The sequence below is a fragment of the uncultured Sunxiuqinia sp. genome (genome assembly GCF_963974515.1).
Lineage (GTDB): Bacteria > Bacteroidota > Bacteroidia > Bacteroidales > Prolixibacteraceae > Sunxiuqinia.
The window spans coordinates 18,331-38,241 of record NZ_CAXBDD010000017.1 but is presented as its reverse complement, the minus strand read 5'-3'; the positions used below and the strand labels follow the sequence as shown (position 1 = coordinate 38,241).

Here is a 19,911-nt window from a genome sequence, read left to right as displayed (position 1 = left end):
ACAGGGCGCCGGCAAGTGCTAAATAAACCAGTATATATTGTATTGTCCACATTTTCGAACTGTTATTCAGGTTACATCTAAAACGACTAATCACTTCAACAGCTGGTAGGCAATCATCGACACCAGGTAGGCGAACCCCGTCATCAATACCAATTGTATTAACGGCCACTTCCAACTGTTGGTTTCCTTTTTCACAATCGCCAGGGTACTCATACATTGCAAAGCAAACGCATAAAACAGGAGTAAGGAGATCCCCGTCGGAAAATTGAATAATTTCTCGCCGGTTCGCGAATTCGTATCGGTTGACATCCGCACTTTAATGGTTTCCTCTTCATCACTCCCCACACTGTAAATCGTAGCCAACGTAGCAACAAAAACCTCACGTGCTGCAAACGAGGTCACCAGCGCAATGCCAATTTTCCAGTCGTAGCCCAAAGGCCGGATCACCGGCTCAATGGTGTGTCCAATAACGCCAATGTAAGAATGGCGCAGCTGATAGGAAGCAATGGCTGTACTCATTTCCTGTTCACTGAGCTGTGCATTCTCGGGTTGCGCACGAACAATTTCATCGGCCTGGTAAAAATCGTCGGAATAGCCGTTGGAGGCCAAAAACCACAAAACGATGGAGATGGCCAGGATAATTTTACCAGCGCCGAAAATAAAACTTTTCGTTTTTTCGATGACCGTGTACGCCACATTCTTCAATAAAGGCATTTTGTAAGCTGGCATTTCAATTACAAAGAAGGTACGTGTCTTGTTTTTAAGGACTTTATCAAGAATGAAGGCTGAGAAGACAGCCATTCCAAATCCCAAAGCATACAAGCCCATCAGGGTTAATCCTTGCAGGTTAAACCCAGCCACTGTTCGATCGGGGATGACCAGGGCGATAATGATGAGGTAAACCGGTAAGCGTGCAGAACAAGTAGTAAATGGAGTAACCAAAATTGTAATCAGCCGTTCTTTCAAGTTTTCGATGTTTCGAGCAGCCATAACAGCGGGTATAGCGCAGGCAGTTCCTGAAATCAGAGGAACCACACTTTTCCCGCTCAGACCAAAGCGGCGCATCACGCGATCCATTAAAAACACGATCCTGCTCATGTATCCACTTTCTTCCAGCAAGGAAATGAATAAAAACAGGAAGGCGATTTGTGGTATAAAAATAACAATACCACCAATCCCCGGGATAATTCCCTCGGCCAGCAAACTGGTGAACGGACCGGCAGGCAAATGGTTTCCTGTCCATTCGCTCAATTGGGTGAACGACTCATCAATAAAATCCATCGGCACACTGCTCCAGTTGTAAATGGCCTGGAAAACCAATAGCATCACCAGGAAAAAGACCACATAGCCAGCCACGCGGTGTGTCAAAACCCGGTCCAGCACGCTGCGCCAGTCGGTTGCTTTCGAACCGTCAACCTGGTAAACATCCTTCAAAAACCGGTTGATGAAAAGATAGCGGGCAATCGTTTCTTTCTGCTGCAAACGCTTTATTTCAGGTGTCGCCCGCTCCGAGTATGTGTTGGCACTTTGCAGTTCGTCGTCAATCTTGTTCAGGGGCGCATCCTGCGAAGTAACCAGCCACAGCGCGTAAAGATCCTGCTTGGGATAAGCCTGCTGCAAGCGGCCAAAATAAGCCGGATCAATATCTGTCAGATGGATGGTCGCCGCAACAGGCAAGCTTTGGTAGTCTTCCAGCAAGCTTTTGAGCTCCCCGATTCCTGTTTTCTTACGCGAACTGACCAAGACTACTTTCGACTGGATTTTTTTTTCCAGCATCGCTACGTCCAGGGTAATCCCGCGTCGCTCCATTTGGTCGGCCATATTCACCACCAAAATTGCCGGAATCTGAAGATCCTTGATTTGCGTAAACAGAATTAAGTTGCGCTTGAGGTTTTCCACATCGGCCACCACAACCGCTACATCGGGATAATCTTTACTGTTTTTACTAAGCAGGGTTTCAACCACCAACTGCTCATCGGCTGACGACGCATTCAAGCTGTAGGTTCCCGGCAAATCAATGATGTGTGCCTTGGTCCCATTGGGCAGCCTGCAACTTCCTTCCTTCTTCTCCACCGTAATTCCCGGGTAATTTCCAACCTTTTGGTTTAAACCTGTCAACAGGTTGAAGATGGATGTTTTGCCGGTATTCGGATTCCCTATCAGGGCAACATTCAATGGTTTGCTCATCCGTATCTAAACAACTTTAGTGATTTCAATCAAAACGGCTGTCTCTCTCCTGATTGCCAGGTTGTTCCCATTGATATTTAAATATAAGGGATCGCTAAATGGAGCCAGCTGAATCAATTGCACCTCGTTTCCGGGTAAGCAGCCCATTTCCTGAAGCTTTACCGGAATCTGATCGACCGAAAAGTCTCCAATAATCCCCTTTTCGCCTCGCTTTAGGCTGATAATGGTGTCTTTTATTTTTGAACTTGTTATGTTTATCATATCCGGATAGATTAATTTTTGAGGGGCATTAAACTATAAGTGGCACAATGCCAAATGTATTCATAAGCATGCTGATTAAAGCTACCCGGTGTATTCTCATCGTAGGTAGCCTCAACCGTGTATAACTGATCCCAAGGCAATGTGAATGAAACCATTCCATTTTCATCGGTCCATAATTTTTTTGACCATAAATCCGTCATGTAAATGCTGACTTCATTTTCCGGAAGCGGTTTTCCTTGAAACAAGATCTGGAGTTTCACTTCACCATTCACCGCGTAAGCCGACTTGCTGTGATCGATAATTTCAATCCCCTCGGGATTGGTTGATTCCAAAGGTGAAAATGATTGACCAACCACCACTTTGGCTTTGGCGTGATATTGTGGTTTCATAATTCCCATATCGTATTGCGAATAGTCCAGAACCTTCATGTTCTTATTGTCCAGAGCAAGCGTGTAAACGCCCTCCTGCGAAGGAACAAAGGTTGCCAGATAATAGTTGTCTTTTGCCTGAACATCAAGCCCTTTTTTGCTGCCGTCGGGCAAAACCAGCCAAAGTTTAAAGTCAGAAACACTTTGAAACGCATCGCCGTTCACTTCTTCAATAACACCATAAGTATACTCACCAAAACGGACTTTTACTTCATGGGCTGAGTTCAACGTTCCTGAGGCAGAGGTTTCCAACCACATGTAATGGGCAAAACTTGTGGTAACGCCTGCTATTAGTAGCAATAGGGTAAGAATTCCTGATTTCATTTTTAATTACTTTTTTGAATGTTTGTCACATCAATGACTTCCATTGAAATTTCCTTTTCGAAAAACTTCCCATTAAGAATACTTTGAAGTCTTTTTTTATTGAAAGACAAAATTAGTCACGAGCCAGCAGGAAAGCAATCCCCTATTCTTGTGATATTGCAATACGCTTCCACTGTTTTAGCGGCTGACACTCCCCTAAAGTTATGAGTAAGGAAAAGGCTCAAACCAATCCGTTTGAGCCTGTGAAAAATGAGTTTTTGAGTCGGACAGAAATTAAAACACCCCGCGTACATTGGTGGTGCCACCACCTTCGAGTGTGATCGAAACCGGTTTGTTCTGTTTCCAGTTTCCACTCGTAAAATCCGGCACATCAATGGAGTTTGAACGGTTGGCAACCGACCACTCTGAAAGCGGGGTGATCACACTCCACAGCGCGGCATCGTACACATCCTGATCCAGCGGCAGTCCGTTGCGCAGGCAATCGACCAGGCGCCAGTCCATCATGAAATCCATTCCGCCATGACCGCCAACTTTTTTGGCCATTTCCCCGACTTTCAAGACAATTTCAGGCGTGTATTTTTCTTCCAGGGCTTTCATTTCCTCCTCGTCAACCCAACTGTGTCCGAACGAAATTTTCGCCGGCCCCGGGTATTTACGTGCAATTCCTTTAGTACCACTTAGCAAATGAATACGTGAATAAGGCCGCGTGGAAGTCACGTCGTGCTGCACCATAATTGTTTTTCCCTTGTGGGTTTTGATCACCGACGTATTCATGTTTCCCCGGTAGTTTTTGTCACTAAACTCCTTAAAGAAAGAATCTTCTGAAGCCAGTTCGCGGGCACGTTCAGCCATCTGAAAATCAGCTGACGACATGGCTACCAGGTAGTCCATTTGGTCTCCGCGGTTAATATTCATGGCCTGACAAACTGGCCCCAATCCATGTGTTGGATATAAATTGCCATCCCGGTAATTTTCTTTCAGTCGCCACATGTCGTAGTAAGCGTTCTTGTCGAAATTTAGATCAACCAGGTTGTGAATGTAAGCGCCCTCGCCATGAACAAGCTCTCCGAACAATCCCTGCCGGGCCATATTTAGTGCTAAAAGTTCAAAGAAATCGTAGCAACAATTCTCCAGCATCATGCAATGCTGCTGCGTCCGCTCCGACGTCTCAACCAACTCCCACGCCTCGTCCACTGTTTTAGCCGCCGGAACCTCTACAGCCACATGTTTACCTTGTTCCATGGCATACACCGCCATTGGTGTATGCAAATCCCAGGGTGTACAAATATAAACAAGATCAATTTCATCACTCTCGCACAAGGCCTTCCACGAATCTTCCTTTCCGTAATATTCGTTGGCCTCCGGCAAACCAGTATCCTTCAAACGTTTCTGCGCATCTTTCACTTTCTCTTCGCGAATATCGCAGAAGGCTTTGATTTCAACACCCTCAATATGCGACATCCGGACTGGTGCACCCGAACCACGCATGCCTAAACCAATAAAGCCAACGCGTACAACCGGAAGTTTTGGAGCCGCATAATTGCACATATTGAACCGCCCCAGCGTTTTCTTTTTGGAACGATTGGAGTTCAAATTTTCAACACCCAAGCTATTATTCGACCAGGCTGAAATTCCAGTCATGGCTAAACCAACCCCAAGAGTTGTACGCTTCAGAAATGAACGACGATCATTTTTTTCCATTCTTTTTCTATTTAGAAATTAACGCATTGCAATTTGCTTCCATCAGGACCAATTAAATACGACACCGGCAAAAGCTCCTCACTGCTAAAATATGTGATTTTTCAAATTGAATTTTACAAATATATTAAAAGATGTGTGTACGAACACACAATTTTGCTAAAAAACTTTTTCCATCAAAAAATAGGTACTATTTTAGCACCGTGAATCGACAAAATAGAATCTAAAAAATAGAATTACAAAAGATTAGGACACTTCAAAAATTCAATAAACTCATGAATACGAAAAACTTACCTGCATCAACCGAAAAAATACCGCTGCGTATTTTTAATGGCAAAGAAGAAGGCTCAGTTTTTATTGCCAAACAAATTGCCGCCGTTATTAAAGCAAAAAATGAGCTTGGACAAAAGACCGTTTTGGGCCTGGCAACCGGTAGTTCTCCGCTGCGTGTTTACCGCGAACTAATCCGAATCCATCAGGAAGAAGGCCTGAGTTTCAAAAACGTTGTTACCTTCAACCTCGATGAATACTACCAGGTGGAACCTGAAAACAAGGAAAGTTACCACTACTTCATGTACGAACACTTTTTCAATCATATCGACATTGATCCGGAAAATGTTCACATTCCAAACGGCATGTTATCGCCATCTGAAATTGACGAATTTTGCCAGGAATACGACCGGAAGATTGCGTCCTTGGGTAATATCGATGTTCAGCTTCTGGGAATTGGGCGCTCTGGACACATCGGGTTTAACGAACCCGGTGCAACAGAAACCACCACAACCCGACTCGTCAAACTCAATAAAATTACCATTGACGATGCCGCAGAAGCTTTTGATGGTGAAGAACATGTGCCGCTGCGGGCAATCACCATGGGTGTAAAAACGATTCTGAATGCCAAGAAGATTTTCATGGCGGTTTGGGGTGAATCCAAAGCAGAAATATTGGCCAAAGCAATTGAAGGACCGGTTGGCAGTGATGTGCCAGCCTCCTATTTACAAAAACATCCGGATGTACTTTGCATTGTTGACGAACCAGCAGCTTCGAAACTGACCAAGTTTCAAACACCGTGGCTAACCAATTTTTGTACCTGGGACAGCCACATGAAGAAAAAAGCGGTCATCTGGCTTTCGAAAAAAACCAACAAGCCCATGCTGAAGCTGACCGATAATGATTATAAACAATGGGGACTGGCCGATTTATTGAAAACAGCAGGCTCGGCTTACAATGTAAATATTGATATTCACAACCAGATTCAGCAAACCATTACCGGATGGCCGGGTGGAAAGCCCAATACCGATGATAAAGTGAGACCCGAACGGTCCAGTCCCTTTCCCAAGCGATCGATTATTTTTAGCCCTCACCCCGATGACGATGTGATTTCGATGGGAGGAACCTTAATTCGTCTGGCTGATCAAGGACATGAAGTTCACGTTGCCTATCAAACATCAGGTAACATTGCCGTATTTGATGACGATGCGCATCGTTTCACTGATTTTTTACTTGGGTTTTCAAAAAAATTCAATATTGCCGAAGATGCGATTCAAAGCTTGCATCAGGAGATTGTTGACACCATTAAAAATACGCATGCAGAATCGAACAGCAATGAAAAAGTCTTGAAAATAAAAGGACTGATCAGACAGGGTGAAGCGTCGGCCGCCTGCCGGTTTTGCGGTGTAAAAAATGAGAACGCCCATTTTCTGGAACTGCCTTTTTACGAAACAGGTCATGTCATTAAAAAAGAATTATCTGAAGAAGACGTAGACATCATTGTCGATCTTATGCAAAAAATCAAACCACACCAAATCTTTGCCGCAGGCGATTTGCATGATCCGCATGGAACCCACGCTGTTTGTTTAAATGCGATTTTCAGAGCTATCGACCGGTTAAAATCTGAAGACTGGATGAAAGACTGCTATGTTTGGCTTTATCGTGGAGCTTGGCACGAATGGGAAATTGAAGATATTGAGATGGCCGTTCCGATCAGCCCCGAAGAGCTGATGAAAAAGCGGAAAGCAATTTTCAAACACCAGTCACAAAAAGATTCTCCAGTATTTCCGGGAAAAGACAAAAGAGAGTTTTGGCAGCGGGCTGAAGACCGTAACCGCAACACAGCCAGACTATATGACAAACTTGGATTGACCGAATACGAAGCCATAGAAGCCTTCAAACGGTACAAATTCTAATCATCGAAAAAATGGATCACACGCATATAAATACCATCATTAAGCAGTTTGAAGTGCAGGGAGAAATAGCCGACGTGCAAACGTACGGTTCAGGGCACATTCATGAAACCTTCCGCTTGAAAAACAAACAAGCGGAACAGCCTGACTACATTCTTCAGAAAATCAACAACTCCATATTCACCAATGTGGACGCCCTGATGCATAATATTGAAACGGTTATCAATCATTTGCATCAGAAAGGAGACGGGGTGACTTCTCAAAATGAAACGCTGTCGCTGGTTCGAACCAAAGAAGGAAAGAGTTATTATCAACATGCCGATGGCAGCTTTTGGCGGGTATACCTGTTTTTGAAAGGCACGAAAGGTTACGACCTGATAGAAAATGACAAGCAAGCGCGTGAAGGCGGAAGGGCATACGGACAATTCATCGCTGACTTGGCCGATCTCGATCCGACCAAAATTCATGAAATACTGCCCGATTTTCATAATATGGAACACCGGCTCAACCAGTTAGATGACGCAATTGCCCGCAATCCGGTAAAGCGGCTGAACGAGGTGAGACCTGAAATCGATTTTGTGAAGGCCAGAGCCGAGCGGATGAAAAGAATCAAACAAATGGGCGATGCAGGGAAACTTCCTTTACGAATAACACATAACGACACCAAGTTTAACAATGTGTTGCTGAACGAAAACAATGAAGCGCAATGTGTGATCGATCTGGACACCATCATGCCCGGCTATATTGCCTTTGATTTTGGCGATGCCGTGCGCACCATTATTAATACAGCCGAAGAGGACGAAAAAGACCTCGAAAAAATCCAACTCAACATGGGCTTGTTCAAGGCTTTTACGGAAGGTTTTATTGAAAAAACGCAAGCAATCCTCACCGAAAACGAAGTCTACTCGTTGTCGCAAAGCTGCTTGATGTTGCCATTCATCATGGGAGTTCGATTCCTGACCGACTATATTGACGGGGATCACTACTATAAGATTCATTCGCCGCACCATAACTTGCAACGGGCCCGGGCTCAGTTCGAATTGGTGAAAAAGCTGGAGGAGAACTTTGAAGAAATACAGCAAACCATTCTAAACATAAGCAAAAAAACATGCATTTAGAAATTCCTAAACTCAATTTCCCCGTTCATCACACCCGAGAACTGAAGACTGTTTTTGAAGCATTGCCCAAAATTCCGCTGGCTTGCTTTTCGTGGGATACACCAACGTCAAAACCTGACGTTGGATTCAAAATTGCCCACAACAATGAGACGGTATTTCTACACTTCCAGGTTCGCGAGGATGAGATGCTCGCCCGGTATAGCCAACACAATCAGCCTGTTTATACGGATAGCTGTGTTGAGTTTTTTATCGCTTTTAACGATGATCCAAACTATTACAATTTCGAATTTAACAGTTTGGGAACCTGTTTGGCAGCCTGGGGGCCCAACCGCAATCAACGGGAGCCTATCGCCCCTGAATTGCTCGATCAGATTCAGACCAGAACAACCACCAGCAGGCTGAATCAAGGACAATCTCCTCGTTTCGACTGGCAAATATGCATTCAGTTACCGGTGTCAGTTTTCATTCACAACAAAATCAGCCAATTATCGACAACCAAGGCAAGAGCCAATTTTTACAAATGTGGTGATGATCTTTCAGAGCCTCACTTTATAAGCTGGAAAAAAATTGAAACGAGCACCCCGGATTTTCATCAACCAGCTTATTTCGGAGAATTATCATTTCTTTGAACCAACAGGACTGACACGATGAAATGTTCGTCCTGGTATAAGATTAATCTGTATTTTTGCACCATTACCTTGCTGATTTAGCTTGTTATGGAGAATAAAGAAATCAATAAAAATATTGTCAGGATAAAGGATATTGCAGAAAAGGCCGGTGTGTCAACCGGAACCGTAGACCGGGTACTTCACAACCGCGGAAGGGTTTCGGAAGACGTACAGCAACGGGTTTTGGGCATCGCCAAGGAATTAAACTACGAACCCAACATGCTGGCACGGGCATTGGTTTCAAAACGCGAATACCGGATTGCAGCCTTGGTTCCAGACGCAACGCTTGATGACTTTTGGGAAGGACCAATCCAAGGCATTCAAAAAGCCGTAACCGAACTTCGGCAATACGGCCTTACCGTAAAATATCACGTGTTCAATCAGTTCAATGTTGATTCGTTTAAAGAAGAAGCAGAAAAGATCACAGGTTTAAACTATGATGGCATCTTGCTTGCTCCTCTTTTTTACCGGGAGTCACTCACCTTCCTCAACCGGTGGAAGCACCAGGGTGTCCCTTTTAACCTGTTCAATACCCACATCCCCGACTATGAGCCGCTGGCTTACATTGGCCAGGATTCTTATCAAAGTGGTGTGCTGGCCGGCAAACTGCTACATTATGGCTATCCGGGAACCGACGCGATAAGTTTCGTCATTGCCCATATTGATGAAGATGTAGCCAACTCGTCACACCTGATTAAGAAAGAACAAGGCTTTCTGGACTATTTTGAACAAGCGGGCAATCCGAACTTCAAAGTTGTACGGGCCGATCTGCAGAATAGCAAAAATAAGGACTTCTTTGCCCAACAATGGGATGAACTGTTGCAGAAAAATCCCAACACCAAAGGAATTTTCGTAACCACCTCCAAAGCATACACCGTGGCCAATTACCTGCAAAGCCGACCAACCCTCAGCCTACGACTTGTTGGTTACGACTTGCTGCAAAAAAACCTGAATTATTTGAATCAAGGTGTCATCAACTTTCTAATCAATCAAAATCCCAAAGGGCAGGGTTATTATGGCATCTATCTGCTGATTGACCATTTGGTTTTCAAGAAAAAAATAACTCCGATTAAGTACCTCCCTCTGGATATCATTACAAAAGAAAACCTACATTATTATGTGGAATCAGAACTTTAGGCAAAAAACAGTTGTTCCCACTCAATAATTGAAAAAAAACAGAAATATTTAATCAAACCGGCCATCAACCATCCAACTAAAACGGCATCTTTGTGTTTAGCAATGACAAAAAGCTATACACTGAATGAACATCACCATCGAAAATATCTTACTGGTAGGATCATTGCTCCTTCTTATTAGCATTCTGATTGGAAAAACGTCCTACCGTTTTGGAATACCTACCCTGGTTCTGTTTTTGTTTGTAGGAATTTTGGCCGGATCGGAAGGAATTGGCAAGATCTATTTCGATAATCCCCGACTTGCACAATTTATTGGTGTTGTTTCTCTTAATTTCATCCTGTTTTCAGGTGGTTTAGATACCAACTGGAAAGCCATTAAGCCTGTTCTGTGGCAAGGAATCTCCCTCTCCACGATGGGCGTGCTACTTACCGCTGTATCACTCGGGACTTTCGTCTGGCTGGTCACCGACTTTACCATTTACGAAGGATTGCTTTTGGGAGCCATTGTTTCATCAACGGATGCAGCTGCGGTATTTTCGATATTACGTGCCAAAAATTTAGCGCTGAAAAATCAACTAAAACCCACGCTGGAGTTGGAAAGCGGAAGTAACGACCCCATGGCCTACGTATTAACCATCGCTTTTTTGGCATTGGTTGTCAATCCGGAATTAAGCCTGATTTCTGTTATTCCCCTTTTTCTTAAACAAATGCTGCTGGGCGCTTTGGCCGGTCTTTTTTTTGGGAAGCTAAGCAAATTTGTGATCAACAAGATCCAACTAACCTACGAAGGAATCTATCCAGTGTTAGCCATTGCCCTGATGTTTATCACCTTCTCCGCCACTGATTTTATCGGGGGGAACGGGTTTCTGGCGATTTACATTTGTGCGGTTTACCTGGCCAACCACGATTTTATCCATAAAGGGACAATCATTAAAATGTTTGACAGCCTGGCATGGCTGATGCAGATTGTGCTTTTCCTGACTTTGGGGCTGCTGGTTTTTCCGTCTCAAATTCTACCGGTAATCGGTATCGGACTGGTTATTTCGTTGTTTCTGATATTGATTGCCCGCCCAGTCAGTGTATTGATTGCCCTGATTCCCTTCCGAATGAAGCTCCGCAGACGATTCTACATTTCCTGGGTCGGACTGAGGGGAGCTGTTCCAATTGTTTTTGCCACCTACCCGCTACTTGCCGGAATTGAAAAAGCCGATATGATTTTTAACATCGTCTTTTTCATCTCCTTAACTTCGGTACTGCTTCAGGGTACAACGCTCAACCTGATTGCCAAATGGCTAAACGTATCGTTACCGGAAGCAAAAAAGCCCGAAGATATGCTCGACACCTTCCTGTCGGAACAAGCTAAAAAGGTGATGCAAGAGATCACCGTTCCGGAAGATGGATTTGCCAGCGGCAAAAAAATTGTAGACTTGCACTTCCCCAGAACCGCCCTGATTGCCATGATTAACCGAAACAAAGAATACCTGACCCCTAACGGATCGACCGTCATTGAACCTAATGACACACTCGTCATTTTGGCCGACACCCAGCAAGCTATGAATGAAGTACATGAAGCACTTCAAACTTCGCCCAAACTGAAATAGGCAGACAGTTAATATTCTATCGACATCATCTGCTATTTGAAATCCCGAGATGGAAAAAGCTCGCCCTGTACGGGTTTTCCGGTAAAGGTCTTTTTCGTTCCTGCGTTTTCCATCAAGTTCTTTTCATCAGGGCGCGCCGGCTTATGGACAGATCCGATATCGCGTCCCTCGGTATCCAGCCTCATAATTTCGTTTAGGTTATAACAGGAATTGACCACTACGTGGATCACTTCGCCTTCGATCTGCAATTTGCCCGCCACCATGAGCAAACGGGCCTGAAGGATTTCCTTACGGTACTTTTCGAAAATGTTTTGCCAAACCACCAGGTTGGCAAAGCCGGTTTCATCTTCAATGGTGATGAACAAAACGCCCTTGGCTGTTCCCGGACGTTGGCGGACGGTGATCAGTCCGCATACCTTAACAGGCATGCCGTTTTTCATCCTGATTAAGCTTGAAGTGGGGGTAACCTGCAACTGATTCAGCTTTAGCCGTACAAAGCTAACCGGGTGGGCTTTAAGCGACAGCGAAGTGCTGGCGTAATCCTGGATCACATGCTCTCCGGCTGTCATCCGGGGCAGCTCGATGCTCCCTTCGCTTTCGTTCTCTGAAGGTGTTCCGGCAAATACTCCGGTTGGATGGTCGTGAAGGGCGGAAACATTCCACAGTGCCTGCCTGCGGTCGAGGCCGATGGACCGGAAAGCATCCGCATCGGCCAGGCGTTCCAGTGCCGATGGCGAAACGCCTGCATTGAGCAGATCATTCACGTTTCTGTAGGGTAAAAGCCGGCTGGCAACCAACCACTGAATGTCTTCTTCGCGCAGACCCTTAACCTGCCGAAACCCCAGGCGGACAGCGCGGTATACACCTGTCTGTTCTTCCAGAGTATTGTCCCAATGCGAATGGTTAATATCCACCGGCCTCACTTCCACCCCATGCCTGCGGGCATCGATGACAAGCTGCGCGGGCTGGTAGAAACCCATCGGCTGGCTGTTGAGCAGCGCGGCAGCAAATACATCCGGATAATAACATTTGATCCACGAAGATACATAAACCAGCAGCGCGAAGCTGGCTGCATGGCTTTCTGGAAAACCATAACTTCCAAAGCCTTCGATCTGTTTGAATACCCGTTCGGCAAACTCGTGGGTATATCCATTTTTCACCATCCCGCCAACCAGTTTTTCCCGGTACCAGCTAACCTTTCCTTTTGACTTAAAAGTAGCCATGCTCCGGCGTAAACCATCGGCTTCGGCGGGTGTAAATCCTGCCGCAACAATGGCAATCTCCATGGCCTGTTCCTGAAACAAGGGGACTCCCAAGGTCCGTCCCAAAATACCTTCCAGTTCTTTTGAAGGAAATTCCACTGGCTCCTGACCATTACGTCGCCTTAAATACGGATGTACCATGTCTCCCTGGATGGGGCCCGGCCTGACAATTGCCACTTCAATAACCAGGTCATAGAACGTTTTGGGCTTCAGGCGGGGCAGCATCGACATCTGCGCGCGGCTTTCGATTTGAAAAACCCCGACCGTGTCGGCATGGCCAATCATTTCATACACCTTCGGATCATCCTGCGGAATGTTAGCCAGCGTAAGATCGAGACCGTAATGCTGCCTGGCCAGGTCAAACGCCTTGCGGATGCAGGTGAGCATGCCCAAGGCCAGCACATCCACTTTCATAAAACCCAGCGCTTCAATGTCGTCCTTGTTCCATTCAATGCAGGTCCGGTCTTCCATGCGGGCATTCAGAATGGGGCACAACTCGTGCAACTTTCCCCGCGTGATCACAAATCCGCCGGTGTGCTGCCCCAGTTGTCGCGGAAAGCCAATATACTGCCCGGTAAGTTCCAGCACCTTGCGCAGGTGTGGATCATTGGCATTGAAACTGCCGGATGGTACAGGTTTCCCGCGGAACCAATCCTCCGTGAACTCATATTTCGATTTGGAAAGAACATTGATCGCATCGGTGGATAAGCCCATCACCTTTCCCACATCGCGCACAGCCCCTTTCCAGTGCACCTGCGTAACCGTAGCCACAATGCCGGCCCGGTCACGCCCGTATTTGTCGTAGATGTACTGCATAATTTCCTCCCGGCGCTCATGTTCAAAATCCACATCAATATCAGGCGGTTCGTTACGTTCGTCGCTCATAAACCGGGCGAACAGCAATTTGAATTTAGAAGGATTTACCGAAGTGATACCCAGGCAAAAGCAAACCACCGAGTTGGCTGCCGAGCCACGGCCCTGACACAAAATTCCCCGGGCTTTGGCTTCGCGTACATAATCATACACGGTCAGGAAATAAGAGGCGTAATCTTTCCGCCCGATAAATTCCAGCTCCATATCGATGGTGTCTTTGATTTTTTCTGGAACCGTCTCACCAAAACGCTCTTTGGCACCCTTCCAGACCAGGTAAACCAGTTCCTCCATCGGCGTGCGTCCTTCGCTGGTAATTTCTTCCGGATAACGATATGTCAATTCATCCAGTGAAAACTGACAGGCCTGAGCTATTTCCTGTGTTCGGTCAATCGCTTTGGGATATTGCCGGAAAAGACGTCCCATTTCTTCGATGGGTTTCAGGTAACGTTCCGCGTTTTGGTGTAGTTTGAACCCTGCGGAATGGATGGTGCATTTCTCCCGGATGCAGGTCAACACATCCTGCAATTCCCGCCGTTCAGGTGAATGATAATGCACATCATTGGTCGCCACCAGGGGTACTCCCAGCTTGGCTTCGAGCTGAGCGAGGCGAAACAACTTCTTATGGTCGTTGCCGCTGTACGAGAAGCTTGTCCCAAGGTAAAGGCTGATGCCCAAGGCTTCTTTGTATTCCTCCAAAGCCTTGATAAACTCGGGTTGAAAATCGAAATTGGCGTTGAGTGATGCTGGTGGCAGCACGATGAATTTCATGCCTTTTGCCTGATCATAGACGTCTGCTTTATACAAGTGACATTGGCCCTTTTCCGCCCGGAGGTTCCCTTTGGTCAGCAGGAAGGAAAGGCGACTGTAGGCATCTTTGTCAGTGGGATAAGCCAGCAGGCTTGGTCCATCCAGCAGGTCGAGCCGGCATCCGGGAATTAAACGGATGGCCTTTCCCCGTGCTGCCGCATGGGCGCGGACAATACCTGCCAGCGTGTTGCGGTCGGTAATGGCAATCGCCTGGTAGCCCAAGTCCGCTGCTCGTTCCATAAATTCCTCCGGATGCGAGCCACCACGGAGAAAGGAGAAATTGGAGGTTACCTGTAGCTCTGTATAGTTCATGTTAGTTTCGAGTTCCGAATTTCCGGGTCCTGACTACAATCTACTGACTGACGAGCATTAAAGCTTTCCTGCGTATAAGCAACCGATTAGATCAACAACATACCCGGCACTCGTATTATTTGTCCCGTTCAGGGACGTTCTTATGCCTGACTCCTTTTTCAAATTTTTTCCTTCGATATTCATCATTGAAAATTTATTATTTGCTATTTACACAGATCCTTCTTGTGCCTAATTAACCCCTGGCAGTTCTCTTAATAATGGCCTTTATTACTCTCCAGGCACCTTCACGCAAAAAATCCGTGTATGAACCACTGGTTTCTCTCGCCTCCGTAAAGTCCAAGCCTGAACAGCCAGTAACGCGCACCGCTTTCATCCTCCACCTGGTAATAGTCTCTTGGTGGCCCGGTTTGAAGCCACCATTCCTGTTCGATCCGTTCCGGGCCGTCTGCCCGGGCAATCCTGATGATCTCTCCCCGGAACCGGAAGTGCAACGGCGGATAGTCTGGCAGCGGAACCATCACCTCAATGGGTTCGGGCCGGGGTAGCAGATGGAGCGGACGGGGACGATCAGTGCGCCATTCCGTCTCCGGTTGCTCTTCCAGGCAAGTAACCTCTTTTATAGAATGCTCCGGCCAGTGATGCTCTTGTGGCAGGTACCGGTGAATGGCCTTTGTCCCCATTTTGCCGGCAATGTTGTCCAGTAACTCAGCAATGGCAGCCTGATCACTGTTTCCCATACCCCATAAAGCTTCCTGTGCTTCACTGACATCCTCAACCAGTGTTGCTTCCAGTACGAACAGCTCAATGCCAAGCGCCGGTTCAATATCAGGGATTTTCAGTTCGAATAGTTTGAACAGGTGTGCCACATTGCGCGATGCCCGGTTGGTTCCGACGCTGATTTGCACGGTTTCCCCATCGATGCGATACCCTTTGAACGTTCCCATGCGCATGCCTTTTCCTTCCCTGAAAAACCGTTCACGCAGCATTTCCAGCAGGCGTTTGAGGGCAATTTCAATCCCTCCAGCCGTACGGATGGGCTCCAGGCAAGGCAGCCGCTCCTGATAAACCGGGGCCGGTTGCACGGCTTGCAAAACTTCGGGTTCCGTACCCAAAGCCTGTCCCAGCCGGGAAAGCAGGGCATCGCCAAATCGCCGGCGCAGGTTCGTCCGGGGAATACCAGTCAACTGCCCGATTTGCCTAAACCCGAGCTTTTCCAAACGCTGTAAGATGAAAGGATCCAATCGTAAAGCAGCAGGAGAAAGTGCATGGAGCGCATCGGCCTGCCTGCCAGGTTCAACAATTGGATTGTTTCGTCCGTAGCGTGCCACGGCCCATGCAGCACCGATGGTATCGGCTATTGCGCCATGCACATCGTATCCACCTTTGTGCAGGCGAGTTGTGATCGATTCCAAATAAGCAAGTTCCCCTCCCCACAAATGTGAACAGCCGGATAGGTCCAAAATCAGCCCGTCCGGCGGATCAGTGGCGACAACTGGTGTATAGCGAAGGCACCATTCCGCAAGATCTTTCAGCAGTTTGCCTTCCGCTGCCGGATCATCGGGAAACACTTCCACTGAAGGAAGGATGGCCCGTACATCGGCCACCACCATGCCCGGTTTAATGCCTTCTTTACTCAGGGCACGGCTCGACGCCCGGACCACCATCCGGCCACGTTCGGGAGCATAAAGCAAAAAAGGGTTGTCCCAAAGTTCGGGATGCAGCCGGACCAGCCTGTCAGTGGCAAAATGAGGGAACCATATGGACAGGTAGCGTTTAGGCATAATGCTTTTCCTTTTTTGATGATTGTGATTCTGAAACAGCCTGACTTGGGGCAGCGACTTGCCTGAATGCTCCGGCCCGCCACTCCAGCTGCCATCTTCCCGGACGGCCGTTGCGAATTTTCTCCAGCTCCACTTCCCAACGGGGAAAACCTACGCCGGGCAGTTTGCCGTCCGGTTGGCTAGGCAAGGGACTGATCCTCCACCGGGATACACAGGCCAGTGTACTACTCATTATACCCGGACGGCAGCGGTGCACAAAGCCGGTCACCCGGCTGTCTTCAACGGCCAGTTGCAACCGTCGGGACTCGGCAAAGCTGATATCCTTCAGTTCAGCAACAACAGCTGCAAGTGTTTTACATTTCAGGCCCTGCTCCATCACCCAAAGGGCGTCCTTGTCGCGCCTGACATCAATAAAAATGATACGATGCGGTTCAATTCCAAAGAACTTTAATGCAGGAGGAAACAGTTTTCGCCCCTTGCTAATCCACAGGCAACTACCACCTTTTTTCATGAGGACATGCAAAAGTCCGGACAGGAAGCCATTCGAAGCAGCGGCACATGCTTCTGTTGAGCTGACAAACTCGTGTACCGTCCCGGTAGGAAAAGTGTTGCCGGGAAATGTCGCGTTCATCGACCCCAATCCAAAATCAAGCCGTTGCCCTTCCATCCCGGAACTAAATCCCTCCATGGTCATAATTTTCTCTCTCAGTTGCCTGATCACCTCTTTTTTTCCGCCCAACTCCTTCATAGTTTGAAAATTATTCTTAGATTTGTTATTATTAATAACAATTCATTGTTTATAAATATAACAAATGAATAGCAGAACGCAAAAAATTTTCTTCGCCGGAAACATCAAATTTCTCCGTGAACGGCGTAAAATGAGCCAGGAAGCACTTGCAGCAAAGTTGGGATTAACCCGTGCAAAGTTGGCAGCCATTGAAGCTGGCAACACCAAGTCGCCGCAACCGGGAGATTACCTGAATTTTTCAGAATTTTTCAAAATCAGTATTGATACCCTGCTAAAGATTGAGCTTTCAAAATTGGGAGAAATGAAGCTTCGGGAGTTGGAAGCGGGAAACGATGTGTATATCCGCGGAGGCAACCTCCGGGTACTTGCGATTTCGGTGGACCGGTCAAACAATGAAAACGTGGAGTATGTTCCGGTAAAAGCCAAGGCGGGATACATGGCAGGATACAACGACCCGGAGTTTATTGCGTCACTTCCCAAGTTCTCAATTCCGAACCTGCCGGCTCAGGGAACATTCCGCGTCTTTCCTTCGACCGGGGATTCGATGCTGCCTGTCCCCGAGAACAGTGATATTATTGCCCAATATGTAGCAGACTGGACAAGCATCAAGCCGGATACGCCCTGCATCATTATCCTGAAAGGGCAGCAGGATTTTGTTTTTAAAATGGTAACGGTGCATGCAGACGGCACCATCCTGCTGAAATCACTGAACACCGTATATACTCCTTACACTGTAGATGCCAATGATGTCATGGAGATCTGGCGGTTTTACGCCTATACCAGCAGGGAAATGCCGGAAGCCCGGTCCGAAATGGCAACGGTGCTGACTGCCATTAGAAGTTTGGAGGAAAAAATTGGGCAACGATCGAATTCTTAGGAACACCATCTTATCTTCTCCTTAAAATAGGGATGGACTTTATAATTTATGCGTGGTTTCTTTCACTTGCCCAAGATTGGAAATGCCCATATTTAACGAACAGCAAGCCGATTGGATGGCAATCACAAAAAAAAACTCACCGGGTGAATACTGTTCGCCCGGTGAGTAGAATTTTAGCTCAGCAAATTCATTTTTCCTTCAGTCACCAGTTTCAGGATCAGCTCGCCAAACAGCGTATTGGCCCAGGCAAACCACGACCGGGTGAAATTGGCTGGATCGTCTTTGTGGAATGTTTCGTGCATAAAACCGGTATCAGCATCGGTATTGCGCAGGGTTTTAATACACCAGGCAATTTCCTTGTCATCCGAGCTGGTCATCGCCCGCATAATAATACTCATGGGCCAAACCATGTCGTAACCTACGTGCGGGCCACCAATACCTTCGGCTGCTTTTCCCTTAAAGAAATACGGGTTGTCTTCGCTCCAAACCAGCTTGCGTGTATTCTGATAGATTTCATCATCTTTGTCAACCAACCCAAGGTAAGGAAGTGCCAACAAACTAGGCACATTGGCATCATCCATGAAAGTAACATTACCAAAACCATCTACCTCAAACGCATATACCTTTCCATATTTCTTATGATCTGCAATTGCGTATTCCTTAATTGCTGCATCCACTTCTTTGGATAAAGCCAAACATTCTTTCGCAAAAACCTTATCACCTGTAACTTCATCGCTGATTTCAGCCATTTGCCTCAACGAAACCACAGCAAACAAGTTGGAAGGAATCAAAAAGCCATAGGTCGTTGCATCGTCCGAGGGACGAAAAGTTGAGTTAATCAATCCCACAGGTTTTAATGGGCGGCCATATCCGTGATTGGACACGGTATCCAACTGCTGGGGTGTTTCCCGCTGAAATTTGTAAGGCCCCAAATCATCTTTGCGTTGTTGTTCTTTGAAAGTCTTCACAATTAAGGCTGCCGCCTGCTCCCAGTCTGCGTCAAACACGCTCTTGTCGCCGGTTGTTTTCCAGTAGTTGTAGGCCAGGCGAACGGCGTAACACAGGGAATCAATTTCCCATTTACGTTCGTGCAAACCTGGCTTCATATCGGTCAGGTCGCTCATCCAGTGCACTTCCTCTTCTTTCGTCTTGTTGAAAGCATTGGCATATCGGTCCAGCAACACGCATTGCGTTTGACGGTGCACCACCCCGGCCAGCAGCGACTTCAGCTCCTGATCTTCATTGGCCAAGGGCAAGTAAGGCCATACCTGCGCCGTGGAATCGCGCAACCACATAGCATGAATGTCGCCGGTAATCACAAAGGTGTCCGGCTTTCCGTTCTGCATGCTGTACTCCACAGTCGTATCGAGCGTATTGGGGAAGCAATTTTCAAACATCCAGGCCAGCTTCGGGTCTTTTAGTTTGGCTTTGGTATCGGCAATGGTTCTGTCCACCGCTTTCGACGTAAAATTACGTTTTCCGATCGCGGGACGGTTGGTTACATAACTTGCTTTGCCTGCAGCGGCAAATGCTCCGGATCCTGCAACAGCCAATCCGGCCACCGTTAAACTTCCGGTTTTTAAAAAATCTCTTCTTGTTGTCATATCAGTAGTTTCAAATTCCAAAATTCAAATTGTTTATAGAAGA

At 46.8% G+C, this 19,911-nt stretch carries 14 protein-coding genes; 6 read left to right on the top strand and 8 right to left on the bottom strand.

Annotation, left to right across the window (positions count from 1 at the left end):
• Nucleotides 1-90: 90 nt before the first annotated feature.
• The 4 genes from feoB to AAC033_RS06470 form a co-directional block, all read right to left on the bottom strand.
• Nucleotides 91-2,187, bottom strand: coding sequence for a ferrous iron transport protein B (feoB, locus tag AAC033_RS06485; protein WP_339736533.1), 2,097 nt, complete (start codon nt 2,185-2,187; stop codon nt 91-93).
• Between the two features lie 6 nt (nt 2,188-2,193).
• On the bottom strand, nt 2,194-2,448 hold the full coding sequence (locus AAC033_RS06480) for a FeoA family protein (RefSeq protein WP_339736532.1): 255 nt from the start codon (nt 2,446-2,448) through the stop codon (nt 2,194-2,196).
• 11 nt (nt 2,449-2,459) lie between these two features.
• On the bottom strand, nt 2,460-3,200 hold the full coding sequence (locus AAC033_RS06475; RefSeq protein WP_339736531.1) for a DUF4198 domain-containing protein: 741 nt from the start codon (nt 3,198-3,200) through the stop codon (nt 2,460-2,462).
• Nucleotides 3,201-3,473: 273 nt separating this feature from the next.
• Entirely contained in the window at nt 3,474-4,901 is a 1,428-nt protein-coding gene (locus AAC033_RS06470; protein ID WP_339736530.1) for a Gfo/Idh/MocA family oxidoreductase, read from the bottom strand.
• 227 nt (nt 4,902-5,128) lie between these two features.
• On the opposite strand from AAC033_RS06470, the gene nagB reads away from it, so the two are divergent.
• The 5 genes from nagB (at nt 5,129) to AAC033_RS06445 (ending at nt 11,604) form a co-directional block, all read left to right on the top strand.
• Nucleotides 5,129-7,084: a glucosamine-6-phosphate deaminase gene (nagB, locus tag AAC033_RS06465; protein WP_339736544.1), complete on the top strand. Its 1,956-nt coding sequence runs from the start codon at nt 5,129-5,131 to the stop codon at nt 7,082-7,084.
• A gap of 11 nt (nt 7,085-7,095) precedes the next feature.
• On the top strand, nt 7,096-8,199 hold the full coding sequence (locus AAC033_RS06460; RefSeq protein ID WP_339736529.1) for an aminoglycoside phosphotransferase family protein: 1,104 nt from the start codon (nt 7,096-7,098) through the stop codon (nt 8,197-8,199).
• On the top strand, nt 8,190-8,828 hold the full coding sequence (locus AAC033_RS06455; protein ID WP_339736528.1) for a carbohydrate-binding family 9-like protein: 639 nt from the start codon (nt 8,190-8,192) through the stop codon (nt 8,826-8,828). The genes AAC033_RS06460 and AAC033_RS06455 overlap by 10 nt, the downstream gene beginning before the upstream one ends.
• 87 nt (nt 8,829-8,915) lie before the next feature.
• Complete coding sequence (locus AAC033_RS06450; RefSeq protein WP_339736527.1) at nt 8,916-10,004, top strand: substrate-binding domain-containing protein; 1,089 nt, start codon at nt 8,916-8,918, stop codon at nt 10,002-10,004.
• Between the two features lie 124 nt (nt 10,005-10,128).
• Nucleotides 10,129-11,604: a potassium/proton antiporter gene (locus tag AAC033_RS06445; RefSeq protein WP_339736526.1), complete on the top strand. Its 1,476-nt coding sequence runs from the start codon at nt 10,129-10,131 to the stop codon at nt 11,602-11,604.
• Nucleotides 11,605-11,636: 32 nt separating this feature from the next.
• Here AAC033_RS06445 and AAC033_RS06440 read toward each other — a convergent pair whose 3' ends face one another.
• The 3 genes from AAC033_RS06440 to AAC033_RS06430 form a co-directional block, all read right to left on the bottom strand.
• Nucleotides 11,637-14,858: an error-prone DNA polymerase gene (locus AAC033_RS06440; protein ID WP_339736525.1), complete on the bottom strand. Its 3,222-nt coding sequence runs from the start codon at nt 14,856-14,858 to the stop codon at nt 11,637-11,639.
• 284 nt (nt 14,859-15,142) lie between these two features.
• The gene (locus AAC033_RS06435; protein ID WP_339736524.1) at nt 15,143-16,639 is read right to left on the bottom strand and encodes a DNA polymerase Y family protein; all 1,497 of its coding nucleotides are present in this window, start codon (nt 16,637-16,639) and stop codon (nt 15,143-15,145) included.
• Nucleotides 16,632-17,387 (bottom strand): hypothetical protein, encoded by a 756-nt coding sequence (locus tag AAC033_RS06430; protein WP_339736523.1) that lies wholly within the window; start codon nt 17,385-17,387, stop codon nt 16,632-16,634. Before AAC033_RS06430 ends, AAC033_RS06435 begins: the two co-directional genes overlap by 8 nt.
• Nucleotides 17,388-17,451: 64 nt before the next feature.
• Here AAC033_RS06430 and AAC033_RS06425 point away from each other — a divergent pair, with 64 nt between their 5' ends.
• Nucleotides 17,452-18,264 carry a helix-turn-helix domain-containing protein gene (locus tag AAC033_RS06425; RefSeq protein ID WP_339736522.1) on the top strand — a complete coding sequence of 271 codons (813 nt, stop codon included), beginning with the start codon at nt 17,452-17,454 and terminating at the stop codon, nt 18,262-18,264.
• A gap of 173 nt (nt 18,265-18,437) precedes the next feature.
• Here the strand turns inward: AAC033_RS06425 and AAC033_RS06420 are convergent, their stop codons facing one another.
• Nucleotides 18,438-19,868, bottom strand: a complete 1,431-nt coding sequence (locus tag AAC033_RS06420; protein WP_339736521.1) for a glycoside hydrolase family 125 protein — start codon at nt 19,866-19,868, stop codon at nt 18,438-18,440.
• Nucleotides 19,869-19,911: the final 43 nt, after the last annotated feature.

Bases quoted from the DNA above. Each gene is read 5' to 3' on its own strand.
- feoB (WP_339736533.1), bottom strand. From the start codon at position 2,187: ATGAGCAAACCATTGAATGTTGCCCTGATAGGGAATCCGAATACCGGC.
- AAC033_RS06480 (WP_339736532.1), bottom strand. From the start codon at position 2,448: ATGATAAACATAACAAGTTCAAAAATAAAAGACACCATTATCAGCCTA.
- AAC033_RS06475 (WP_339736531.1), bottom strand. From the start codon at position 3,200: ATGAAATCAGGAATTCTTACCCTATTGCTACTAATAGCAGGCGTTACC.
- AAC033_RS06470 (WP_339736530.1), bottom strand. From the start codon at position 4,901: ATGGAAAAAAATGATCGTCGTTCATTTCTGAAGCGTACAACTCTTGGG.
- AAC033_RS06460 (WP_339736529.1), top strand. From the start codon at position 7,096: ATGGATCACACGCATATAAATACCATCATTAAGCAGTTTGAAGTGCAG.
- AAC033_RS06455 (WP_339736528.1), top strand. From the start codon at position 8,190: ATGCATTTAGAAATTCCTAAACTCAATTTCCCCGTTCATCACACCCGA.
- AAC033_RS06450 (WP_339736527.1), top strand. From the start codon at position 8,916: ATGGAGAATAAAGAAATCAATAAAAATATTGTCAGGATAAAGGATATT.
- AAC033_RS06445 (WP_339736526.1), top strand. From the start codon at position 10,129: ATGAACATCACCATCGAAAATATCTTACTGGTAGGATCATTGCTCCTT.
- AAC033_RS06440 (WP_339736525.1), bottom strand. From the start codon at position 14,858: ATGAACTATACAGAGCTACAGGTAACCTCCAATTTCTCCTTTCTCCGT.
- AAC033_RS06435 (WP_339736524.1), bottom strand. From the start codon at position 16,639: ATGCCTAAACGCTACCTGTCCATATGGTTCCCTCATTTTGCCACTGAC.
- AAC033_RS06430 (WP_339736523.1), bottom strand. From the start codon at position 17,387: ATGAAGGAGTTGGGCGGAAAAAAAGAGGTGATCAGGCAACTGAGAGAG.
- AAC033_RS06425 (WP_339736522.1), top strand. From the start codon at position 17,452: ATGAATAGCAGAACGCAAAAAATTTTCTTCGCCGGAAACATCAAATTT.
- AAC033_RS06420 (WP_339736521.1), bottom strand. From the start codon at position 19,868: ATGACAACAAGAAGAGATTTTTTAAAAACCGGAAGTTTAACGGTGGCC.